Origin of the sequence: Spirosoma arboris (genome assembly GCF_009754945.1) — a bacterium.
Classification (GTDB): Bacteria; Bacteroidota; Bacteroidia; order Cytophagales; family Spirosomataceae; genus Spirosoma; species Spirosoma arboris.
The window spans coordinates 23,940-45,956 of sequence record NZ_WPIN01000023.1 but is presented as its reverse complement, the minus strand read 5'-3'; the positions used below and the strand labels follow the sequence as shown (position 1 = coordinate 45,956).

Sequence of the window (22,017 nt, the reverse complement as noted above, 5' to 3'; positions counted from 1 at the left end):
CGCCGTAGATGAGCTTTTTCGGTCAACGAGTAGCTTCAAGTTTACCAAACATGATGCGCTCTGTCGATCCCTGGGTAACTGTCAGCCAGATACTTCCATTATGCTCATGGAAAGTAGGGTACTGGAAACTCTGTGGCGCTTCAAAGCGATATTTACGCTCCCAGTTTTTTCCATCCTGCGAAATATCCACATTAAATACCGTGCGGCCTTTCCCATTGATGTGAGTCGACTCCTGCCAGCCCAGATAATAAACCCCGTTAAATTTATCGAAGGTAGGCTTCGAGTTTTCCCCATTTGGAACAAAGTCTTTGTACTCACCGCGCGTCCAGGTCAGTCCGTCATGGCTGGTTGAGAACATGTAGTTACCGCCATTCTGGCGAATGATTGCCATCCAGGTACCGTCGGGCAGTCGATTAATAGCGGGTTCGCATAGTTGTAATTCCTGTGGTTCATTGAAATGGGCAATTATCTCAAACGTATCGAATGCTTTATTCAGTATTGCCAATCCGTTCTGCCTGCCTACGTAATTGTTAATAGCAATGTAGGTTTTCCCATCAAACACCTTGAATGAATCAAACAGGTACATACCATAGTCTTTGGCTTCTTTTTTAAATCCGTACTTTGCGGCATCTGCATAGAAATACTGTGGCTGCATGTCAAAAACGCCATCGGCAGTCTTGATTTTAGCCTTATAAATTCGGTTATCGAAGGTTTGGGAGCCAAGGTCAAAGTCTGTAAACCAGGTTTGCGATTGTCGAATATCCGGATTCTCGCTGGCGAAATAGCACCGTAGCGTTTTCTCGTCTTTCTGGATTATTCGCGGAACGAAACAGGCCCCATGCGGGAGTACGTCATTGGCAAACGCCTGATCTGATTTTGCTACAGAGATTATCTTTTCGACGGCCAGTGTCTGCAAATTCACGATAGACATTGCGACGTAAATGAAAGGCCAGTTGGCTCGTTCGCCCGATCGAATATCATTTACTTCGGCCACTACGTAAGCATAGTTACCCACCAATACCATCTCTGCGTCATGCGCCCCTCTGGCCTGAGATGCCGTTACGGTAATGAGTCGTTTCAGAACTTCATCGCCTGCTAATTTAGGGTCCCAGCCAGGAGGAAGGAGTGATTGTTTTACAAACTTGATATCCTCTCTCGTTGCATGTTCAGGAACGCGATTTCGTTTATGATTCCTGACATTAGCATTGCTCAGGATTGGGCTAATTAATAGGCAATTATGATCTGCAATGGCTTGTCCTTTTTCAAAAAAAAGTAAACCCAATAGTATCAGAGAAAGAACCAGAAATGGTTTCATCGGTAAATGGTTAAGCGGCCAAAATTTGTCTGATTGTACGAGCTATTTATCCAGTAGAAAAGTAATCTCCCGGCAGACGCCCACCGGGGATTTACACCAACCTATCTAAACTAAAAACCTAAACATCGTGAAACAGCCTCATAGTAGTCAGGAGCGAGTCACTTCTTCAAGTTGTAGTCCTTCATCTGTTTCTCAATTAGCGTATCGCTAACGGGTGTAGATTTCAGATAAGCAAACGCCTTTTGGGCAATAAGTTGATTCGTATTTCCCAGGAGCTGGGCCACCATTCGGCAGGTTTCACTATCGGCTACTTTATTCTTTCTGAATAAATCCAATACGTTACTTACCAACTCACTGTTTAGCGATGTCAATTGTTCGGCAAATGCTTTTTTCACCCCCGCATCTAGTATCGTTGCCTCGCTGAACTTACTGATTATACGTTTTTTAAGCGCGTAATTGGATTCGCTAAACTTGGCAAACAATAGCCGCTGAATGGCACTGGCTCTAAGATCATCAGCACTTAATGCGTTGATAGCCCGTTCGGCCAGGTTATAATCCGTCGGGCTAATGAATGCGAAGAGTGCCTGTTGAAGTTCTGGGGTAAGGGGTACAAACCCACGAATATGATTTAATGCCCAGATTTTATCTGTCAAATCCGGGCTGTTCAGAATCATCAATATGAAAGCGGGTGATACCGATTTTTCGGTTAAATGAACGACATCTTCCTGCGTTGGGCCATAGACAACATGCCACATTTTATAGGTCGTGTAGGCAGCCCCCTCCACAACATAGGCCAGCACATTCTTGGCCGTAGCGGATGTCACCCCATCAACTTCGTTTCCCTTATCTACGGGTTTTACCTGAGGAGCCAATTCGGCATACGATAACGTAGCCAGTGGCGAAAGGGGATCGGCCAGCAACTCACTCATGCGCTCGTATTCAGCTGGTTTGAAGGGTTTATGTTCGGCTTTACTCAAGAATTCGCCTTTGGGAAGCTCAAACCCTAAATAGCGCCCAGTGCTATTCCAGTAAAGATTCACCTTCAATAATCGGCACTTATTATCGAAGCATACACTCGTTTTGATTTTCCGAAAATAAGCCGTTGGGTACCCCTCTTTCGATCGAATCTGAAACAACGTATCGTTAGCAATCGAATCTTGCGAAGCAGCTATAAAGGCCAGCGTCGTATCGGGTTTCAGTGAAATGGCGGGCGTACGAAAATACCGGATCTGACCAACGCTTTCATTGATCGACAACAGCGACAGAGCGGCAAAAAAGACAATTAATCTACTGATTTTCAGGACACCCATATGTGCTTAATTAAAAGCAAATCGACAGAAAATTAGATTAACCACAGAGACCGCAGAGATTTCAACGATTAGTTATTAGCCTTTCTGATTACCGGTTGGCACAATTCCGCCATGCTCTTCCATCAACTTCCGAAGGTCGCTCATGGAAACATCCAGTGGTGTTTTGTTTTGCATATTGGCCAATACAGCCGCAGCACCCGCAGCCTGCCCCATACCCATACACGAAGCCTGTACACGAAGGGCCGAATTGGCTAATCGGTCGCTGCTGACACACCGGCCCGCCACCAGGAAGTTTCGGCTATTTTTAGGAATGAGAGCCCGAAGTGGAACTGTCGGAACGATCCCTTCGGCTAAATGATCGGGAACGACCCCGTTTTCATCATGAACATCAATTGGGTAGTAGGAATAGGAAACCGAATCATCGAACACTTTCCCCGTCACGTAATCGGCCTGTGTAATTTTATAATGGCCGTCGATCCGGTAGGTTTCCCGAACCGCTGTCTCGTTTTGCACATCGATGAGTTTCGTTTTTTCACAACCCGGCAGCGTACGCAGGAAGCGCAGCGTTTGCAGTAAAGAAGCCCGCCCTTTTATATTGGCGATGGTATGGGTTTCGGAAGTTGTCGAATCAGCGCCCAGTACATGCTGAATATTATCGCCGGCGCTGCGCAATAAGCCAATTATGTTGTTCCGAAAATCGGTTTTCACTAACTCTCCTTTCTGAATAGCTTCCTGATACCGAGCCTGTATCAACTTAACATCCAGCGAATTGAAGTCGTAACCACCCAGTTTAAACATAAGCGTACCTGGCTGGGTAACCGACTCCCGCAGTACATCAAACCCGGCAATGGACGTTGCATAGGCATTGCCGGTGCAGTCGATCAACTGATTACAGGTTATCTGGGTCATGGTTCCTTTGCCGACCGTTTCAACGACCCAGTTATTTTTTTGAAAGGTTATCTGGGTAGGCGTCTCATAGAATCGAATTTGCACACCCGCTTCTACGCATTTTTCTTCCAGCAACATGGCATACAATTGCCCATTCAGACGAACCTGGTGTTTGGGGTGGTTTTTGCCGTGAGGAATCGAAAAATTAGGTAGCGTATCATCGTTGAGCGCAACCGCTTCCTGCACCATTTCCCAACCGATTCCACTGATAATCTGCTTCCCCCAGGCGAAAAATATGCCGGGAAACGCCACCCCTCCTGTAGTAGTGGTTCCGCCGAGCTGACTCCCATTCTCCACAAGAATGGTTTTGCGCCCGGCCCGACCAGCCTGAATAGCCGCCACTACGCCCGCTGTCCCACCGCCAATAACCAGAATATCGGTTTTCAGCGTTTGTTTATTGATTTTATACGGGGCCTGTAGGAATTCGCCCGTTGCTAATGTGGGGGAAGCTGCGCCCAGCGACATAGTGCCCAGCGTTGCCAAAGCCGACCTTCTTTTCATAACAGTTCGTTTAAGTAGGTTGTCAGGTGGTTGTCAGTTAGTTAATAGCCCGGATTCTGATCCTTTGCCGGATCGAGGCCTTTGTTGTAATTCATTTCTGAAACCGGAATGGGCCACAGGAGATGTTTGGTGGCAACAGCTTTTCCAGTAGCTGCCAGAACGGCGTCGTTCACTTTCCCCGTTCGTTTGAGATCCAGCCAGCGCTTCCCACCCAATTGAAATTCATAGCTCCGTTCGGTTAATACTAAATCCAGAAACGTAGCTGCGTTATAATCAGCAAGGTTGTAGTCGACTGGCGAAGCAACCGCAGGAGCCTTCCCATACGCCCGACGGTGCACCTTGTTGAGGGCTTCCATACCGGCATCTGTTGGTCCGTTACCGGCTCTGCTCGAGGCCTCCGCGTAGATTAGTAATACATCCGGATACCCATAAACGGGATCATCATTTCCGGCACCTACCTGAGAAACAGCGAGTTGATCCGTAAATTTTGAACTAACGAGTGTATTGGCTCCTAATCCAAAGTTAATTAAGTCCCACAAGCCTTTCCGAATGTCGTTCGAGTTCCACGATTTATAGTAGGCACTCGTGACATCAAGATAAATTACGTAAGCTCCCCCAAAGTTGAACAGCTTTGTATCTGGATGATTACTGATCCAGAGCATGTAATTACCCTGATTGACCTGACGAGCGTATTTCAAATAAAAAATCTCCTCCGTCGTCGACACTAAATCAGGTCCCCAAACTTTAGCCTGAAAATCTGCTTTTGTGGTGGTTGGTACTAAGGAAAACTTATTGGATTTAATGACTTCGTCGGCTTTGTCTCTTGCTTCAGCAAATTTTCCAAGTTGTAGATACACGTCGGCAAGCATCGTTTTGGCCGACCATTTAGTGGGCCTGCCCGCCACTGCTGGATTATCGGGCAGATTGGTTTCGGCTTCTGTGAGATCGGCAACAATTAAAGCGTATACCTCATCAGCAGTGCTTTTTTTCAGATCAATGGCCTCCATATTACTTTCTGTACGAAGCGGCACGCCTGCCCAGTTTCGAACCAATTGAAAGTAATTGAATGCCCGCATAAACTTGGCTTCGGCAACATACTTCGCAACATCGGCTTTGCTAATTGACTTCCCATTGGGCGCATTTTTTATAACCAGATTCGCATCGCGAATGCTTAGATAAAATGTATTCCATAAGCCAGCGACTCGGGTGATATTCGCGTCATCCAGGCCCTGAAAAACGTGTAGTGGGGCCCAGCTTCCCCGACCGTTCGCATAATCGGATTGGCATTCAAGCGTTGCTTCGTAAACCGAATAATTGGTATTCCGCAAGGGGGAATAAATGAGATTCGTAGCGGTTTCCACTTCAGTGGCCGTGTTGAAAAAAGCTTCAACAACCAATGATTTGGGTTCTTCAATGAGCGATTTCTCGCAGGACGAGAAAAGACCAAGGAACAACACGCCAAGAATACCCCAGCGAGTACTAGCGAAAGGCTGTTTTGACCAATTTATAAAAGACATTTTCATTGTAGTATCTGAGCAGGATGAATGAATTTGTTCGGATGGGAATGAATACATAGGGTTCGTTAAAAACCGACACGAAGACCAACCGTAATCGTTTTCGCAACGGGATAACTGTACGAGTCAACACCCTGGGTTGTCGAGTTAACATCCCCTTTTGAGTTCACTTCGGGGTCCCACCAGGAATACTTCGTCAGAGTCAGTAAATTTTGTCCGCTGGCATATAACTGAGCCGTTCTTACCCATTTTACACCCCAGTTCTGAAGTGGGAAATTATAGGCTAGCTGAATATTTTTCAGCCGTACAAAAGAGCCATCTTCTACGTATCGATTCGAAACCCGCGCGTTTACGCTGTTGCTGATAATGGGATATTTTGCATTCGGATTCGTAGGTGACCAGTGATCCAAATAAACTTCGCGGGGCATATTCAACCCAAAGCCATAATCGATGGTGCTGCCCATGGCACTGGCGTTAAATATATCGTTCCCCTGAACGCCTTGCAGAAAGAGCGTTAAGTCGAAGTTTTTGTAGGACATGTTGGAATTAAACCCAAAAATGTACTTCGGATTCGGGTTGCCGATGTAGGTTTTATCCTTGATCGTAATGCTCCCATCGCCATCTATATCCTTGTATTTAATTTTCCCTTTATCGTCATAGCCATCTTCCACATAGCCCCAGAACTGGCCTAATGGCCGGCCTTCGCGCAGAATATTCGTGACATCATTAATGACCACTACGCTAATGTTGCCGCCCAGAATATCCTGTCCACCGTATAGTTTCACGACTTTATTGCGGTTAAACGAAATATTCGCGTTGACATCCCATTTGAAAGCGCCCGTTAGAATGCGTGTGTCAATACCCAATTCAAGACCGCTGTTCTGGATTTCACCTACATTTTTAATCGTAGTCGTATAGCCTAATGAAGACGGAAGCGTTACAGTATTCAGCAAATCGCGGGTGTTCTTGATGTAGTAATCGGCGGTTAGCATGATCCGGTTATTCAAAATTCCGAGATCAACGCCTATGTCCTTTTGTTCGGTCGTTTCCCATTTCAGATTACCGGGCAGGGTAGTATTCGGCCCATAGGTGTTATAAAGCGCATCGCCAAAAACAGTTTTTCCCGAATAGAGCTGATTCAGCGTCGCATAGGCATTAATGGCCTGACTACCCGTAAGTCCCCAGCTCGCCCGAACTTTCAAATCGGAGATAAATTGGTTATCCTTCATAAAATCCTCATTGGATACACGCCAGGCCAATGCGGCCGACGGGAAATAGCCCCACTTATTGCCTTCGCTGTATTTGGACGAACCGTCCCGCCGTATGCTGACCGTTGCCAGATACTTGCTGTTATAGGAGTAATTGACCCGAGCCAGGTAAGACAACAACACCGATTTGGTATAACTTGACCCCGGTATACCAGGCGTTGACGCTGAGCCCAGATCATAGGTTTCGGGGGTGTTACTCAAAAAGCCGACTCCGCTGGCGGACAATGCTGTGTTCAAAAAATCCTGATAGGTAAATCCTGCTACGGCCGAAACGGTATGCTTTTGATTGAAGGTTTTGTTGTAACTAATGGTGTTTTCGCTCAATAGACTCGTAAATTGATTGGTACTAACGCTGGCTGAACCGCTGGAATTCACAAAGTTGCGGGTCGTATAGTTGTCTGTACGGTCATCGCGGTTTTCAACGCCACCCGATACTTTGATGGTGATGGACTCAATCGGCTTAAAAATCAATGACGCATTGAGCAGGGCAACGTTGGCCTTTGTCTGGTTGTTTTGTTCGTTGATAAAGTTGAGCGGATTGATCAGGTCAGTGGCCACAAACGGATAGGCAATGGCCAATGTCCGGTACGTACCATCATCATTATACGGCGTCAGGGTAGGCGGAGCCGAAATAGCCCCGGCAATCATTGAATTTCCCCGGCTCCCTCCCCCACTATCCTTTCGGCCGGTTTGCAGGCGGGTTAAGGTTCCGCCAAAGTTGACACTGAATTTACTGCTGACAGCATGGTTGATATTGGCCCGCAATGAATACCGATTATAATCACTTCCTTTGACGATACCTTGTTGATTAAACGCACTTCCCGATAGCGAAAACTGCGTTTTTTCGTTTCCCCCGCTGATATTCAAGGCCGTCGTTTTCATCGGCGCCTTCTGAAATATGAGGTTCTGCCAATCGAATCCCTGGCCAAATGCATTAATCTGATCCTGAGTAAAATACGGCTTCAGTTTATCATTAGCGGCCTGTTCATTATAGAAAGTTGCGTATTCCTGAGCGTTCATCAGGTCCAGCTTCTTTCTGAGCGTTTGTGAGCTATAGCTGGTCTCAAAATCGACCCGCGTTTTTCCCGCTTTACCATGTTTAGTCGTAATTAACACAACTCCATTGGCACCGCGAGAGCCATAGATAGCGGTGGCCGAAGCATCTTTCAACACCTCGATGGTTTCAATATCTGCATTGTTCAGCACCGTCGGGTTAGTGCCCGATGTAGGAAAACCATCCACCACATACAGCGGCTCATTGCTTCCCTGAATAGAGTTTGTTCCCCGGATACGCACGCTGACCGGAGCACCGGGAGCACCTGTATTTTGCAACACCTGCACGCCAGCCGCCCGACCGGTTAAGGCCTGCAAAACGCTCGTTGCCGGGTATGAATTGATTTCTTTGGCTTTGACCTGCGATAGCGAACCCGTCAGATCGCTTTTCTTTACCGTACCATATCCAACCACGACCACCTCATCCAGCGACTTATCATTCGGCACCAGTTGCAGGTCGATACTCGTACGGTTGCCAATGGCAACTTCCTGATTCAAATACCCGACAAAAGAAAATACCAGTGTTACGGCCGATCCTTCTGGTATAGTCAGCCTGAACTTCCCTTCGGCATCGGTCGTCGTGCCACGTGTTGTGTTCTTGACTACAACACTTACTCCTGGCAGCCCTTCGCCGGTTTCGCTTTTAACGGTCCCTCCAATTGTTCGGTCGACAGAAACAGCGGGAGTTTGGAGTGATGGTATATCACCCACGCTTTCTGAAATAGGCCCACGAACAATCGCAATCTGGCTTCCTGTAACCACAAATCGAAGCTGTAACGGCTTCAGTAAACGTTCAAGCACATTGGCCAGTTTTTCATCGGTAGCCGACAGAGATACTTTTCGGTCAATCTGAACGATTTGTCGGCTGTATACGAACTTTACGTGGGCCGTTTTTTCCAGCGCCAATAAAGCCTGCCTGATCGTATTGTTGTCGAGCTGTACACTGATTCGCTGATCAAGAAGCTCCTGTGCATTCGCTGCAAAAGCCCCATTAATCAGCACAGCCGTAAGCAACAACTGGAGTAGCGAAATCCGCATAAGCACCCGAATTGTTTCGTGGTTTGTAAACTTGTACATAACTTGTGGTAGGTTTAGTTATTCCGGGCAAAGGAGTAGCTACACCGATCGGCGATGGCCCGAAACTGCCGCCTGATCGGTCAAGTGTTCCCGCTATGTTCGCAGCATAGCGGGCTTTTTATACGTATTTACTTAGGAACAGCCCTTGCTGCTAATGATGATTCGCGTATCGACAACTTCGTAGGATGCCCCGATGGAGGCACACAGTAACTGGAGTTGATCATACATCGAAACACCCGCCATCGACGCGGTCAGGGTACAATTCCGTAATGCCGAAGCATCATATATAATCTCTACACCATATGCTTTTTTCAGCCGTTCGAAAACAGTCGCGGCAGGCGTGTCATCAAAATTGAACGTCTCCGAACTTACTGATGTAGAGGGAATAATGGCGGGTTTGGGTACCAGTTCTTTCTGATAACTGTTCTGACTGGCATCGTACGTAACCTGCTGATTGGCGGTTAGCACCACCCCAGAAACCGTATTGTTCGGTGTTTTTCGGGAAGCAAGCCAGTCGTTACGTTTCATGACGGATACTCTGCCGGATATGACCGAGACCATCATATGCGTTTCGCCGGGGCGAGCCTGAACCCGAAATCGGGTGCCCAGTACACGAGTAACCAATGTGCCGGTATAGACCAGAAATGGGCGTTTCCCTTCATGAACGACCGAGAAGACCGCATCCCCTTTCAGATAAACTTCCCGTTTTTCGGTATCGAACGAACGCGGATAAGAAGCCTGACTATGCGCCATCAGCGTTAGTTGGCTGCCATCCGGCAAGACGAGGCTAACCGCTTGAGAGGTGCCATTCACTTGGTTCACCCACTGGCCCTGAGTAGTCTTTTCTATGACTGAAACTGGCTTTTCTGTTGCCGTTTGTATAGACGACTGTCGCTCAAAAATCAACCACCAACCAGCGCCTGCTATGATTAGCAATAGAGCGGCAGCCAGCCAGGATTGACGGCTCAATGGGCGTTTAAAAAGCATCCACCGCGATTGTGCCGATACATGCCTGGTTAGTTTAACAATTCGATCAACTTCCAAACGCTCCTGATCGGGTGACAGATTATGTGGACGATTTTTAAGTGCTTCGGCCATGTCTTTTGCCAGCAGCAGAGTATCCCGCTGTTCCGGATATTTCTGCTGCCACTCATTCCAGAACTGGCGGGCTTCGGGCTGGTCATGTTTGACCCACGCCAGAAACCAACTATCCGTCAGGAAATCTTCGACCTTATACTGTTCATACGTTTTCATAGCGCGTGGTAGCAAAATCTCTTTTTTCATTTACAATTCGCTCAGAAGCCAGCCAGCTAGTATTGATAGCAGCGATGGCCAACTTTCGCGTAATCGACTAAGTCCCCGATGTAGCAGGTTGGCTACGGATTGTTTATTAACTACCAGAATATCAGCGATTTCATCGTTGGACAGTTCCGCATAAAACTTCAGGTGAATAGCTTCTCGCTGGCGATCGGAGAGTTGGGCCAGCAACGCATTCAGGCGGGCAGTCTGATAGTCAGACAGTTCAGTACGAATGATAGCTTGCTCGGCGGTAACTTCTTCTGAACACACATCATCGAACGGTATATCTTCCTCGCCAATTACCGACGAATGGCGGCTAATTTCCCGGTATATCTTTCGCCGTAATGATTTGTAGAGATAAGGCCGGATATAGGCCGTTTGAATAATCTTGTGCCGGTATGTCCACAGATCCAGAAAGAGATCCTGGAGGCAATCTTTCAGCAGATCGGAATCGCGTGTGAAGCGGCCGCCGTAAAAGTGTAAATCCCGGTAGAAATGATTCACTAACCCCTGAAAAGCTTCCTGTTGGCCTTCCCTGAACTGTTGCCAGAGTAAGGCTTCGTCCGTTTTCTCCCAGGCGCTTTGTGGCTGCCCTTTTATATCGGTTTTCAGCATATTCTTAGGTTCAGAATCAGAGTGATCGAAACTGACTACCTGTTAATAGGGAGCCAGTTTTCGGGAATACTCAGTTTTATTCAAAAAAATCTGAAAATATTTCCTAAAAAATATCTGAAACCTGAATCTAGCTACTTATAAGCCATAACTATATATAGAATCATTGTCCAGCAGGCTTTCTGCGCTACGACCTGCCAATCAAGTTAATTATCTATAATTATATACAAATACATTCATGAATAAGTACAATCTTTGCAACTAAAAGATTACGTTTACAATTAGTTGTAAACATAAAGCTATTTTGCTACTACTTTGATCGTGAAATTAGTACCTGAATGCGCTTCCTCTACCTGCTTTTTAGCCTATTTCCGTTCGCGCTCTCTGCTCAGCCAACCCAACGGACTGCCACAGGCTGGCAGGAGCTAACGATTTCGGATGGCTTATCGCAGGGCATGATTTTCGATCTTAAGCAGGATCAGAAAGGGTTTATCTGGGTAGCCACCAAAGATGGGCTGAATCGATATGACGGTCATAATTTCAAGACATTTACCCATGACCCTTACAACCCATTCAGCCTATCTGACAACGCCTGCTCAGCTTTATTACTAGACCGGCATAATCGGCTTTGGGTGGGTACGCTCAATAAAGGGCTAAATCTTTATGACAACCGCACCCAGCGATTTTACCATATTACTCTTAGCGATAAGACGAAAGCCGATAGCAATAGCTACGAAATTCTGCTGCTCGACGAAGACCCCGAAGGCAACATCTGGGTGGGAACCACCGTTGGAATATCATTCAAAATTCAACTACCCAAATCGCTTCAGGGGGGCTTCCCAGAACAGGCCGATTTTACCAGACAAATTCATCTTACCCCTCTCTACTTAAATAAGGGACGAGCCAATCGGCCTCATTTTCATTATAGTTTCAATGAAAATGGTCAGGCCCTGACAGGTCTGGATAATGAAGTTTATACCTTCAACTGGCATAAACCTACTTCGCCTACAAAACTTAACTTGTTTCCCGGAGACGCCCCCAATCTGTTTGATCTCTACAAAGATCCACAACAGGATTTCCTGTTTGTCAGTACCATTCGGCAGATTTACGGCTGGCATCGGGGTCATTTAAAGGTAATTCCGCTGCCTAAAACCACTATCGAAGGGGCTCTTATCAAACCCATTGACAAAAATACCCTGGCCATTTCGACCGCGAGCCATCTCTGGCTACTGTCTCCTTCTCAATTATTTAGTAAAGACAGTTTAATCTTTCAGGATGCGTTTGTGGCATTTCCCCCCGATGTATTTGGGGTTACAAATGTCCTTAAGGATAAGAGTGGTAATATATGGGCAGGTACCAGGGGGTATGGTCTGCGAAAGTTTAATCCTCGTGTCAAGCAGTTTCATTCCTACCTGCCTAAGACATCCCTTTCGCCCTTATATGTCGATCAGCAGGGGCGAACGTATGCCCGAAATCTGTATGCGTATGGATTAGTGGATCGGGTGACAAATCGACTGGTACCGTTTCTGGATGAACGACTACCGGAGGCTGATAGGCGACAACGGTATATGATTCAGGACCGGAAGGGCTTTTTCTGGGTGTCGAATGTTCATTTTCAAACCCATGAGCAACATTTGTTTAAATTCTCGAATACCTGGCAATTGCTCAAAAAATATCCCTTACCGCCTGGCATTACATTTGGTTTTTGGGGAAATCAGACGCTCGAAGATCCAGCCGGGAACTTGTGGATAGGTGCTACAAATGGCAAACTGCTCCAATTCAACCCGCAATCCGAAACGTTTCAGGTATTCAGTTACCAGGCTCATAGTGAGATGGAAACTTACGCTCTATTGCGGGAGCCCGACGGATCGTTTTGGATTGGTACTCAGCAGGGTCTGATCAAAGCCCAATACCTGTCCACAAAACCCACGTTTTCGTATTATAAAAATTCAACCACCGATCGGCAGAGTCTGAGTAACGATTTTGTATTAAGTCTGGCCAACGACCCCGCTGAGCCTACCCGTTATTTGTGGGTCGGTACCAAAGGAGGAGGTCTGGAACGACTCGATAAGAAGACTGGCCTTTTCGAACACTTCACCGAAGTTCAGGGCCTGCCCAATAAAGTGATATATGGGATTCTACCCGATGCGTCGGGCAGTCTGTGGCTGAGTACCAACCGAGGTCTCTCACAATTCAACCCAAAAACGAACCAGTTTCGAAACTATACCCGAGCCGATGGTCTTCAGGACGACGAGTTTAATACGAGCTCGTTCTTCAAAACAACCTCGGGAGAATTGCTGTTTGGTGGGGTCAATGGCTTGAATACCTTTCGCCCGTCGGAGCTTTCTGCGGCTGATCATCAGGCTCCTATGGTGAATATTATTGGGTTTAGAGTGAATAATAAACCCGTGGAAGCAGGCGGAACAGATGGACTCCTGACCCAGGGTATTGAGTATACGCAACAACTCGATCTATCGCACGATCAGAATTTACTGACTTTCGAATTTGGGGTAATGGATTACACAAATTCAGCCAACAATCGGTACCGGTATCGGCTGAAAGGAATTGACCAGGACTGGGTTGAAGCAGGCACTAATCGGTTTGCCAATTATGCGCAATTGCCCGACGGCCGTTATACGTTGCAGATGATAGGATCGGTAGATGGGCAGCATTGGAGTAAACCGCTAGAACTTCAGATTCGGGTACATCCGCCATTTTACCGAAGCTGGTGGGCTTATTTGATTTACCTATTGGTGTTGGTTTTGGTAGGATGGCAGTTGTATCAATTTCAAACCCAGCGACTTCTGCTTCAACAGCAGATCGCCTTTAAACAACAGGAGGCCAATCGACTATCGGAGCTGGACGCCTTGAAAACCCAGTTTTTCACGAATATCTCACACGAGTTCCGTACACCACTCACGCTGATTCTGGGACCGCTGGCTGATCTGAAACGGCGTTTTCCTGCCGAATCGGTACTGGATCTGATGGAACGTAGTGGTAATCGATTACTGAGCCTGATCAATCAACTGCTTGATCTGAGCAAGCTGGAAGCGGGCCAATTGAAAACTGAACTATCGACGGGTGATCTAGCAGCCTTTTTTCGAACATTGGCCAGTTCGTTTAGCTCCCTGGCTGAAAGTCGCCAGATTCGCTTTGTTTTCGATCAAAATGAGTCAGAATACTGGGCTGATTTTGATCGGGACAAGCTCGAAAAAATTGTGACGAACCTACTGTCAAATGCGTTCAAGTTTACAACGGCAGGCCATGAGGTTCGCATGAATGTTCACTATCCCGAATCACAGGCATCCAATTTATTACAAATTACCATTGAGGATACGGGCATCGGAATTGCAAAAAAAGATCTCGCCCATATTTTCGAGCGATTCTATCAGCGGTCTGCCGACGCAGTCGATGGTCAGTCCAATGCGCATACTCACGAAGGCACTGGCATCGGGCTGGCCTTAGTCAACGAACTGGTGAAGGTACTGGGCGGCACTAGTCAAGTAACCAGTACCGAAGGTGTTGGTACGACATTTACCGTTTCCCTGCCGTTGGTTGCGGTTTGGAAGGAGACGGCGCTAGTCGATTTGAATAGACCATTTGCAACATCAGTTAATGAACTCCCTTCACAGACATTGGTGGATATAGACGCATCGGTCCCCCAAGGTATGCCTTTACAGGTCGAAGAAGTAGAATCAACTACAGCCATCTCCGACAATATTCTGCTTATCATTGACGACAATCCAGATATCCGGGCCTATGTTCACAGCATTTTCGAGGCTGACTACCAGATTGTTGAAGCTGAAGACGGCCAACAGGGCCTGGATCAGGCAACTGCTTTAACGCCCAATATCGTCATCTGCGATTTGATGATGCCCCGACTCGATGGCTTCGGTTTTTGCCGGGCTCTAAAAGCACAGGAAGCCACCAGCCACATTCCGGTCGTGATGCTAACCGCCAAAGCCGCCGTCGAAGATCGTATCGAAGGATTTGAGTTAGGTGCCGACGATTACCTAACCAAGCCGTTCAATGCAGATGAGTTGCGCACACGGGTACGAAATCTGGTCCGGCAGCGTGAGCACTTATATCAACGATTTGCCCAAGAGCAGTCTGAGCTAGTGACTGTTACGGCAGTTCCTGAAGTATCGGAGCCCAGCCTACTGGCAACTGAACAGAAGTTTCTTGATCGGTTGTCTGCTGTAGTTATGCAGCATATTGACGATCCAGACTTTACAGTAGAAGTTCTGGCCGAAAACGTAAATTTAAGTCGGACTCAATTGTTCCGTAAACTAAAAGCGCTGACCAACACCACGGCGACTAACTTTATTCTTGATATCCGAATGGAGAAAGCTACCCAATTGCTGGCAGAGCAGGAACAGACCGTTACGCAAATCGCATATGCTGTTGGGTTCGACAACCCATCCTACTTTACGAAACTATTTAAAGAGCGGTACGGCGTATTGCCTTCACACTATGGGAAGTCAATAACGCAGACCAGCTAGCGAAGTCTACTGTTTTCGTCAATTCAATACGTATACACCTGGTTTGTCTTTAAAAGCCCCACTAAATGGGCATTTTTTTATATCCATGCAACCACAATGGTAGTTTATGCAACCAGATTGGTAGCAGATGATTTCGTTTGCATGTTACTTGCATCCGTGTTCCCTATCCATTTTATACACGCGCGAACTAGTTAGCAACGTGTATACTGTTCAACCTTCTTCTTTTTTAACTCAACCTTCCTCTTTTTAACGAATACGGTATGAAACGTTGCCCTACTGATCATGAGTAATAACCAACTTGGTAAATGTGGGTTCAACTATTTCGATCCCCAAACCGTACTCTACCTGACTGGTGATGTCAATTACAGCTATGTCCACCTGCTCAACGGGCAGGTGATTTTGTCTTCCCGAACTCTGAAATGGTTTTCCCAACAGTGGCCTTCTTTTCTTCGGGTTCATAAACATGCACTAGTCAATCTAACCTATGTTCAGCACATAAAGCTGGCGCCAAGTTTACGCTCACCGAGCTATCTAATCATGCAGGACAAGACCAGCCTGGTTATTGCCCGACGTCGGGTCGACCTTGTCATGGAGCAATTGGATCAGTTAGGTGACGGATTCGCGTAGCCCTATAGACCCATTAGAAAGATTATCATTTACCTCCAGTGACATTACTTATTACCTGATCGTCACGTCTAAGTCGCAAGTGCACTTAATTCTAAGTCCTTGTCACTTATGCAGCATCCAATCTACTTCCTAACCGTTTGCCCTTTTCAGAAAACAGTATGGTTTAAGCTCATTGCCATTACGCTAACTAGGCTAATTTTTAGTTCATCGTTCGCGCAAACACTGCCGAAACCTGTCGATGCTGATCCTACTCGCTGGATTGATTATACACAGAGTTACTACAAAATTCCAATTGCCGAAACTGGACTTTATCGAATCACAGCGGCTGAATTGAGTGCAGCCGGAATTCGAACCGATCAATTGGACCCAACGACGATTCAACTGTTTCGCCGGGGAGTAGAACAGGCTATTTATATTAAAGGCGAGGTTGATAAACGGTTCGATCCCAGTGATTTCCTGGAATTCTATGGAAGAAAGAATGATGGTGCACAGGATTCGCTACTGTACCAGCCGCATCGATCACAGCCCCACGCCTATTATAGCCTCTTTAGCGATACAGCCGCTTACTTTCTAACCTGGCGTCTCGATGGCAAACCCGGCAAACGTATGGATTCTTATACCGATACGACGTATGCCACTATGGCTCCTGAGCCTTATCATTGGGCGGAAGAGCTACGAATTTTTACAGATACATACCCGGCAGGTACTATTTATCCGCTGGGCGCCGGTTATGAAAATGGAGCCATTCTAACAAATTACGATACAGGCGAAGGTTGGACAGGACCTGTAGTAAACGCAAACAGCCGATATGATCAGGAATTTTCGCTGATAAATTATAGCCCAATTGTAGACCGAAGCGGTAAGCCTGTCAACCCCAGAGTGAGCTATCTGTTAGTCGGTCGAAATCCATCTCTGCATCGTGTTCGCTGTTTGGCCGGGCTGTCAACAACTGCCCTTAGGGAAATCGGTACGGTAAATTTTGCCAATTACGAAAACGCACGGCTCGATACAGAGTTAAGACCCAGCGATATAGCGCCATCAGGTAGTGTCACGGTACGTATTCTACCACTGGAAGAAGGTGAAGAGGTATCTGTTTCGTATTTGAGGATTCAATACCCGCAACCCACCGACCTGGCGAGAGCCAACCAGAAAGAGTTCCATCTTCAACCAAACACTGAAAGGCGTTCCTTTCTTGAGCTAACCAATGCCTCAGTCGATACCCGTCTCTTCGACATTAGCGATCCAGACAAGGTAGAAGTTGTCCATGGAAATTGGGCGAATGGGTATTGGCGGGGAGTCATTCATAACGCTCAAACAAGTCGGCGCTTACTGGCAATTAATCAATCAAGATCTGTTCCGGGTATTCAGCTTGTTTCATTTCGCCAAATTGATCCTCAGGCACACAACTACCTCATCGTAACACATCCATTACTCAGAAAACCAACGGCTACCGAAGCCGATCCGGTTCGGGCCTATGCCGCTTATCGGGCTTCGGAAGCCGGAGGCAATTATGATACGCTGACGGTGGATATCAACCAGTTGTTCGATCAGTTTAGCTATGGTGAACGGCACCCATTAGCCATCCGCCGATTTGCAGATTATATGCTGCGGGGTGGTAGCTCAGATCCCAAATTTCTGTTCCTGATTGGTCAATCCCGCGACCCACAAAGCGTCCGAAAATTACCCAATGCAGCGTTGCTGGATTTACTTCCGAATGCTGGTTGGCCTGGTTCGGATATAGGGCTTGTGGAAGGCCTGAATGGTGAAGCCACCAATGTGCCAGCCATTCCGATTGGGCATCTGAACACAACTAATTCGCAAAGCGTGCTGGATTATTTAAATAAGGTAAAAGAACATGAAAATACAACAGAATCGGCGCTTTGGCGCAAACAGGTGTTGCATCTGAGCGGAGGGCGAAGTCGCGATGAGTTGCAGACATTTCGCGGCTTCGTTGACGATTTCAAGTCGGTTATTGAAGCAAAGTATGCAGGTGCCCGGGTAACAACACTCTCTAAGCAAACCGATAATTTAGTAGAGTCGTTGCCCATATCAGACCTTGTGAATCAAGGTGTTGGAATAATCTCACTATTTGGCCATTCGAGTTTGGATGTCAATGATATCGACATTGGCTTTGTGAGTAACGACATAGTAAATTATCGGAATAAAGGTCGTTATCCGTTTTTGCTGGTCAACGGTTGCGCAGCAGGTAACTTCTATTTCGGCAGACCAACCTTTGGCTCCGACTGGATTCTGACCCCTGATCGGGGAGCGGTGCTTTTCCTGGCCCACACGTACAATGGATTTCCGGCTTCATTGAAAAGCTACTCCGATCACCTATACACTTTGATGGCTGATAGCCAATACGTTGCTCGTCCCATTGGAGTGATACAACAGGAAGCCATCCGGCGCTATCTAAACGTAAACACATCGATTTTCGATATTACCACCGCCCAGCAAATGACCTTACAAGGCGATCCGGCAGTCCGTGTTTTTCCCTACGCTACCCCTGATTTCTCATTTGCGTCCGAAAGTCTACGTATCCGAAACAGTCAGGGCGATTCGTTAACAGCGCAAGCTGACTCGGCCCGCATTTCTGGCATAATTGTCAATTATGGGCGCGTTACAGATAGCCCATTAATGCTTCGCATTCGCCACTATGAAGCGAGTGGTCAATTGCTTACTGAACAACAGTTTACCCAATCTGCCCCGTTCTACGCCGACACCTTAAACTGGCTAGTGCCGATTGTTCATGCTACTACAGCTCCCTCCTATTTTGAGTTAGTTATTGACCCTGACAATCGAATTAACGAAAGCAATGAACAGAACAATAACGCTCAAATCAGTACAGATGGATCGGCAAACGGCCTTCCTTTCCCTGCTGACCTAACACCTCCCCTGCTTGAAGTTGCCTTCGATGGGCAACGCATTGGTGATGGCGACATTGTCTCTGCCCAACCCACTATCGCTATATTGCTTCAGGACGAAAATCTTCGCCTGTTGCGCACCGATACTACAGGGCTAGAGCTCTATTTGCAGCGCCCCTGTCCAACTGGTAATTGTCCCTACGAACGATTATGGCTACGGGGAAACGTAACCCATTGGGCACCTGCCGACAGTGCGAACGCGTTCCGATTCAATTATCAATTCAGCAAGCCCTTAGTTGATGGCCTTTATACGTTTGTAGCCGTTGGCAACGATTTAAGCGGTAATCGGGCCGCCCCGTATCAGATTCATTTTTCGGTCAGAAACCAGCCGGAACTGATTGGAGCTGGCGCATACCCAAATCCATTGATCCATCAAACCCGATTCTTCGTTTCGATAACGGGCGTTACTCCACCTGCCAACCTGACCGTTCGCATCAGTGATCTGCAAGGTCGTCTGGTCCGAATGCTCCGAGGCCCTTCGCGAGTGGGTCTGAACGAATGGGTGTGGGATGGCACCGCCGATGATGGGAGTCACTTACCGGCAGGCGTGTATCTCTACCATATCGATAGCGTGGACCTTCCGACTCCCAACGATACCCGTCTGAAAGGCCGAATTATTCTGAATCGATGAGTCAGACTCGTTTTCTTTGGATCGCGTATAGCGGTCTAGGCGTCGCGATGGCTGTTCTAATCCTGCTAAATCCGAATCACTTTAAAAGTATCGACTCAGCCTATTACCTGCAATCGGCGACGAATTTGTTGGCAGGCCGTGGTTACGTGGTTCATGAAAATGGTCAATTGGTTTGGAACGGAACCTTTCCATTTGGCTATTCAGCATTGATCAGTGTCGTTTCGGATTTGACAGGGCTACCCGCTTTAATCGCATCTAAATTGGTCAACTATCTTGCCATTGGTGTTTCAGGCTATCTGTGGACACGCAGGCTTGGCGTTCCTCAGGCACTCTGGTTACTATCAATCTGGGCCTTGGGTGGTTTTCTAAAAATCGCCGTTTACACATGGAGTGAAACGGTGTTTTTGGTTTTACTGGCAGAATGGGTCTGGTATCTCCATCTGTTTCTGCGGAACCCGGTAGCAAGTCGAGCGTTCATTCTCTTCCTGATTGGCTATGCTTTATTTCTGATTCGCTATATAGGTGGCTTCGTCTTTGGGCTAACGGGTATACTAACGATACTAGTCTCGCTACTCCCAGATCGAATTCGAACCCAACTAGGAATAACCCAAACGCGCTCGATAACACTCAACTTACTGATTAGTTTGGCGGCAGGCGTCCTTAGTATGAGTGCGTATTTCTGGATGAACCGCCAGCTGTCAGGCTCGTTTTTTGGTGGTGAACGATTCGTTTCAACCGAATCCGCTCTAGAGTTGACAAAAATTTTCGGGTGGGCCATGCTCAACGAATGCCTGCTCATTCGAGATTTTGTTCCCGCAGACTCTAACAAGCTGGCCTGGATTGGCCTATGTATTCAGCTCCTCTTATTCAGCATTGTATATGGTCAACAACATCGACATCGGTTGCCAGATGGAAAGGGGCCGGCCATTACCCTCCTGATTTGGTTATTTCTATTCACGGCCGGGATTTACCTATTGGTGCTATTTTCGTTTCGAACCAGTAGTCCATTCAGCAATCCAAATCTCCGCCTGATGGCCCCTTTCACGTTCTGTTTTCTATGGGCTGGCGGCTTGTGGATAGGCACATGGACTACTCATTGGCAAAAAAAACTCTTCCCATATTGGCTACTCCTGCTACTTTGCTCCTGGCTCCAGCTTCTGCCACAAACCGACCTAAGCCAAAAGATCAGTCTATTATGGTACTGATAGTTTACCATTCGCTTCTTTTAAAAAGCTATTTTTAGCACACAATCGACTCGCCCCTCCGAAGCATGAAAACTCTCATTCTGTTCGCTCTTGTTCTCTTAAGCCTGTTTTCTACCTATGCGCAAAAGCCAAGAGCGCGAGATATTGGCATTCCATTCGACGGGACTACAGGTAAATTTAATGCCATAACGGATGTCAAGGGCGTTGAAGTTGGCTATAGCACCATCATTTCGGGTGAGGGCAAAAACGTACTGGGAAAAGGGCCTGTCCGAACCGGCGTTACAGCCATTCTACCAAGGGGTCGGAATAACAATCCGGTTTTTGCCAACTGGTATTCGTTGAATGGCAATGGCGAAATGACCGGAACCACCTGGATAACCGAGTCTGGTTTTCTGGAAACGCCCATTATGATCACCAATACGAATAGTGTAGGTGTGGTGCGCGATGCTGTGTTAAAGTGGTTCGTTGAAAAACACTGGTACAAAGAAAACTTCTGGTACACTTACCCTGTCGTAGCCGAAACGTATGATGGCTTTTTAAATGACATTTACGGCTTTCATGTGAAAGAAAGCAACGCCTATGAAGCCCTAAACACGGCAGCAACAGGCAAGATAAAAGAAGGTAATGTTGGCGGAGGCACGGGTATGATGTGTCTAGGCTTTAAAGGCGGCACCGGAACGTCGTCGCGGGTTGTCAAAATAAAGGATTCGACCTTTACCGTTGGGGTATTGGTTCAGTCGAATTTTGGCGCCAAACGCAATTTAACAATCGCCGGAGTACCCGTTGGGCAGGAACTAAAAGATACCCTGAACAATGTCCTAAAAGCTCCTCCTGTCCATTACCGACAGGAAGGCGACGGCTCCATCATCGTCGTGGTTGCTACCGATGCACCCTTATTACCGCATCAATTAAAACGAATAGCGGCCCGCGTACCCATTGGCGTTGGCAAAGTGGGCGGGCGTGGGGAAAATGGTTCGGGCGATATTTTCATTGCCTTTTCAACGGCTAACCCAACAGCTTTTCAGCGAACGACCTTCGCCAAGGTGGACGAGTTGCCCAATGATTTGATCAATCCCTTATTTGAGGCAACCGTTCAGGCAGTTGAAGAAGCGATCATCAATGCCATGGTAGCTGCCGAAACAACCGAAGGTATAAACGGCAACAAGTCCTACGCGCTTCCGCATAAGTTGGTCATTGATGTATTGAAGAAGTATAATCGAATTAAGTAAGC

The 22,017-nt window shown here is 47.1% G+C and carries 12 protein-coding genes; 5 read left to right on the top strand and 7 right to left on the bottom strand.

The features are described 5' to 3' along the window. Positions 1 to 22 precede the first annotated feature (22 nt). The 7 genes from GO755_RS35820 to GO755_RS35790 form a co-directional block, all read right to left on the bottom strand. Positions 23 to 1,315, bottom strand: coding sequence for a sialidase family protein (locus GO755_RS35820; protein WP_198175031.1), 1,293 nt, complete (start codon positions 1,313 to 1,315; stop codon positions 23 to 25). A 158-nt stretch (positions 1,316 to 1,473) separates the two neighbouring features. Further along, positions 1,474 to 2,625 (bottom strand): hypothetical protein, encoded by a 1,152-nt coding sequence (locus GO755_RS35815; protein WP_157590248.1) that lies wholly within the window; start codon positions 2,623 to 2,625, stop codon positions 1,474 to 1,476. Positions 2,626 to 2,700: 75 nt separating this feature from the next. Next, positions 2,701 to 4,074: an FAD-dependent oxidoreductase gene (locus GO755_RS35810; protein ID WP_157590247.1), complete on the bottom strand. Its 1,374-nt coding sequence runs from the start codon at positions 4,072 to 4,074 to the stop codon at positions 2,701 to 2,703. A gap of 41 nt (positions 4,075 to 4,115) precedes the next feature. Then, entirely contained in the window at positions 4,116 to 5,591 is a 1,476-nt protein-coding gene (locus GO755_RS35805) for a RagB/SusD family nutrient uptake outer membrane protein (RefSeq protein ID WP_157590327.1), read from the bottom strand. 65 nt (positions 5,592 to 5,656) lie between these two features. Next, positions 5,657 to 8,986 (bottom strand): TonB-dependent receptor, encoded by a 3,330-nt coding sequence (locus GO755_RS35800; protein ID WP_227687221.1) that lies wholly within the window; start codon positions 8,984 to 8,986, stop codon positions 5,657 to 5,659. Between the two features lie 132 nt (positions 8,987 to 9,118). Next, positions 9,119 to 10,270, bottom strand: a complete 1,152-nt coding sequence (locus tag GO755_RS35795; RefSeq protein WP_227687220.1) for a FecR family protein — start codon at positions 10,268 to 10,270, stop codon at positions 9,119 to 9,121. Beyond that, on the bottom strand, positions 10,271 to 10,900 hold the full coding sequence (locus GO755_RS35790; RefSeq protein WP_157590246.1) for an RNA polymerase sigma factor: 630 nt from the start codon (positions 10,898 to 10,900) through the stop codon (positions 10,271 to 10,273). It abuts the gene before it with no gap. Positions 10,901 to 11,235: 335 nt separating this feature from the next. On the opposite strand from GO755_RS35790, the gene GO755_RS35785 reads away from it, so the two are divergent. From GO755_RS35785 to GO755_RS35765, 5 genes are all read left to right on the top strand, one after another. Beyond that, positions 11,236 to 15,399 (top strand): hybrid sensor histidine kinase/response regulator transcription factor, encoded by a 4,164-nt coding sequence (locus GO755_RS35785; RefSeq protein WP_157590245.1) that lies wholly within the window; start codon positions 11,236 to 11,238, stop codon positions 15,397 to 15,399. 282 nt (positions 15,400 to 15,681) lie between these two features. Next, entirely contained in the window at positions 15,682 to 16,026 is a 345-nt protein-coding gene (locus GO755_RS35780; RefSeq protein WP_157590244.1) for a LytR/AlgR family response regulator transcription factor, read from the top strand. A gap of 108 nt (positions 16,027 to 16,134) precedes the next feature. Continuing rightward, entirely contained in the window at positions 16,135 to 19,581 is a 3,447-nt protein-coding gene (gene porU2 / locus GO755_RS35775; protein WP_157590243.1) for a putative type IX secretion system sortase PorU2, read from the top strand. Next, positions 19,578 to 20,786 carry a hypothetical protein gene (locus GO755_RS35770; protein WP_157590242.1) on the top strand — a complete coding sequence of 403 codons (1,209 nt, stop codon included), beginning with the start codon at positions 19,578 to 19,580 and terminating at the stop codon, positions 20,784 to 20,786. The genes porU2 and GO755_RS35770 overlap by 4 nt, the downstream gene beginning before the upstream one ends. Positions 20,787 to 20,851: 65 nt before the next feature. Continuing rightward, complete coding sequence (locus GO755_RS35765; RefSeq protein ID WP_157590241.1) at positions 20,852 to 22,015, top strand: DmpA family aminopeptidase; 1,164 nt, start codon at positions 20,852 to 20,854, stop codon at positions 22,013 to 22,015. The last annotated feature ends 2 nt before the right edge of the window (positions 22,016 to 22,017 follow it).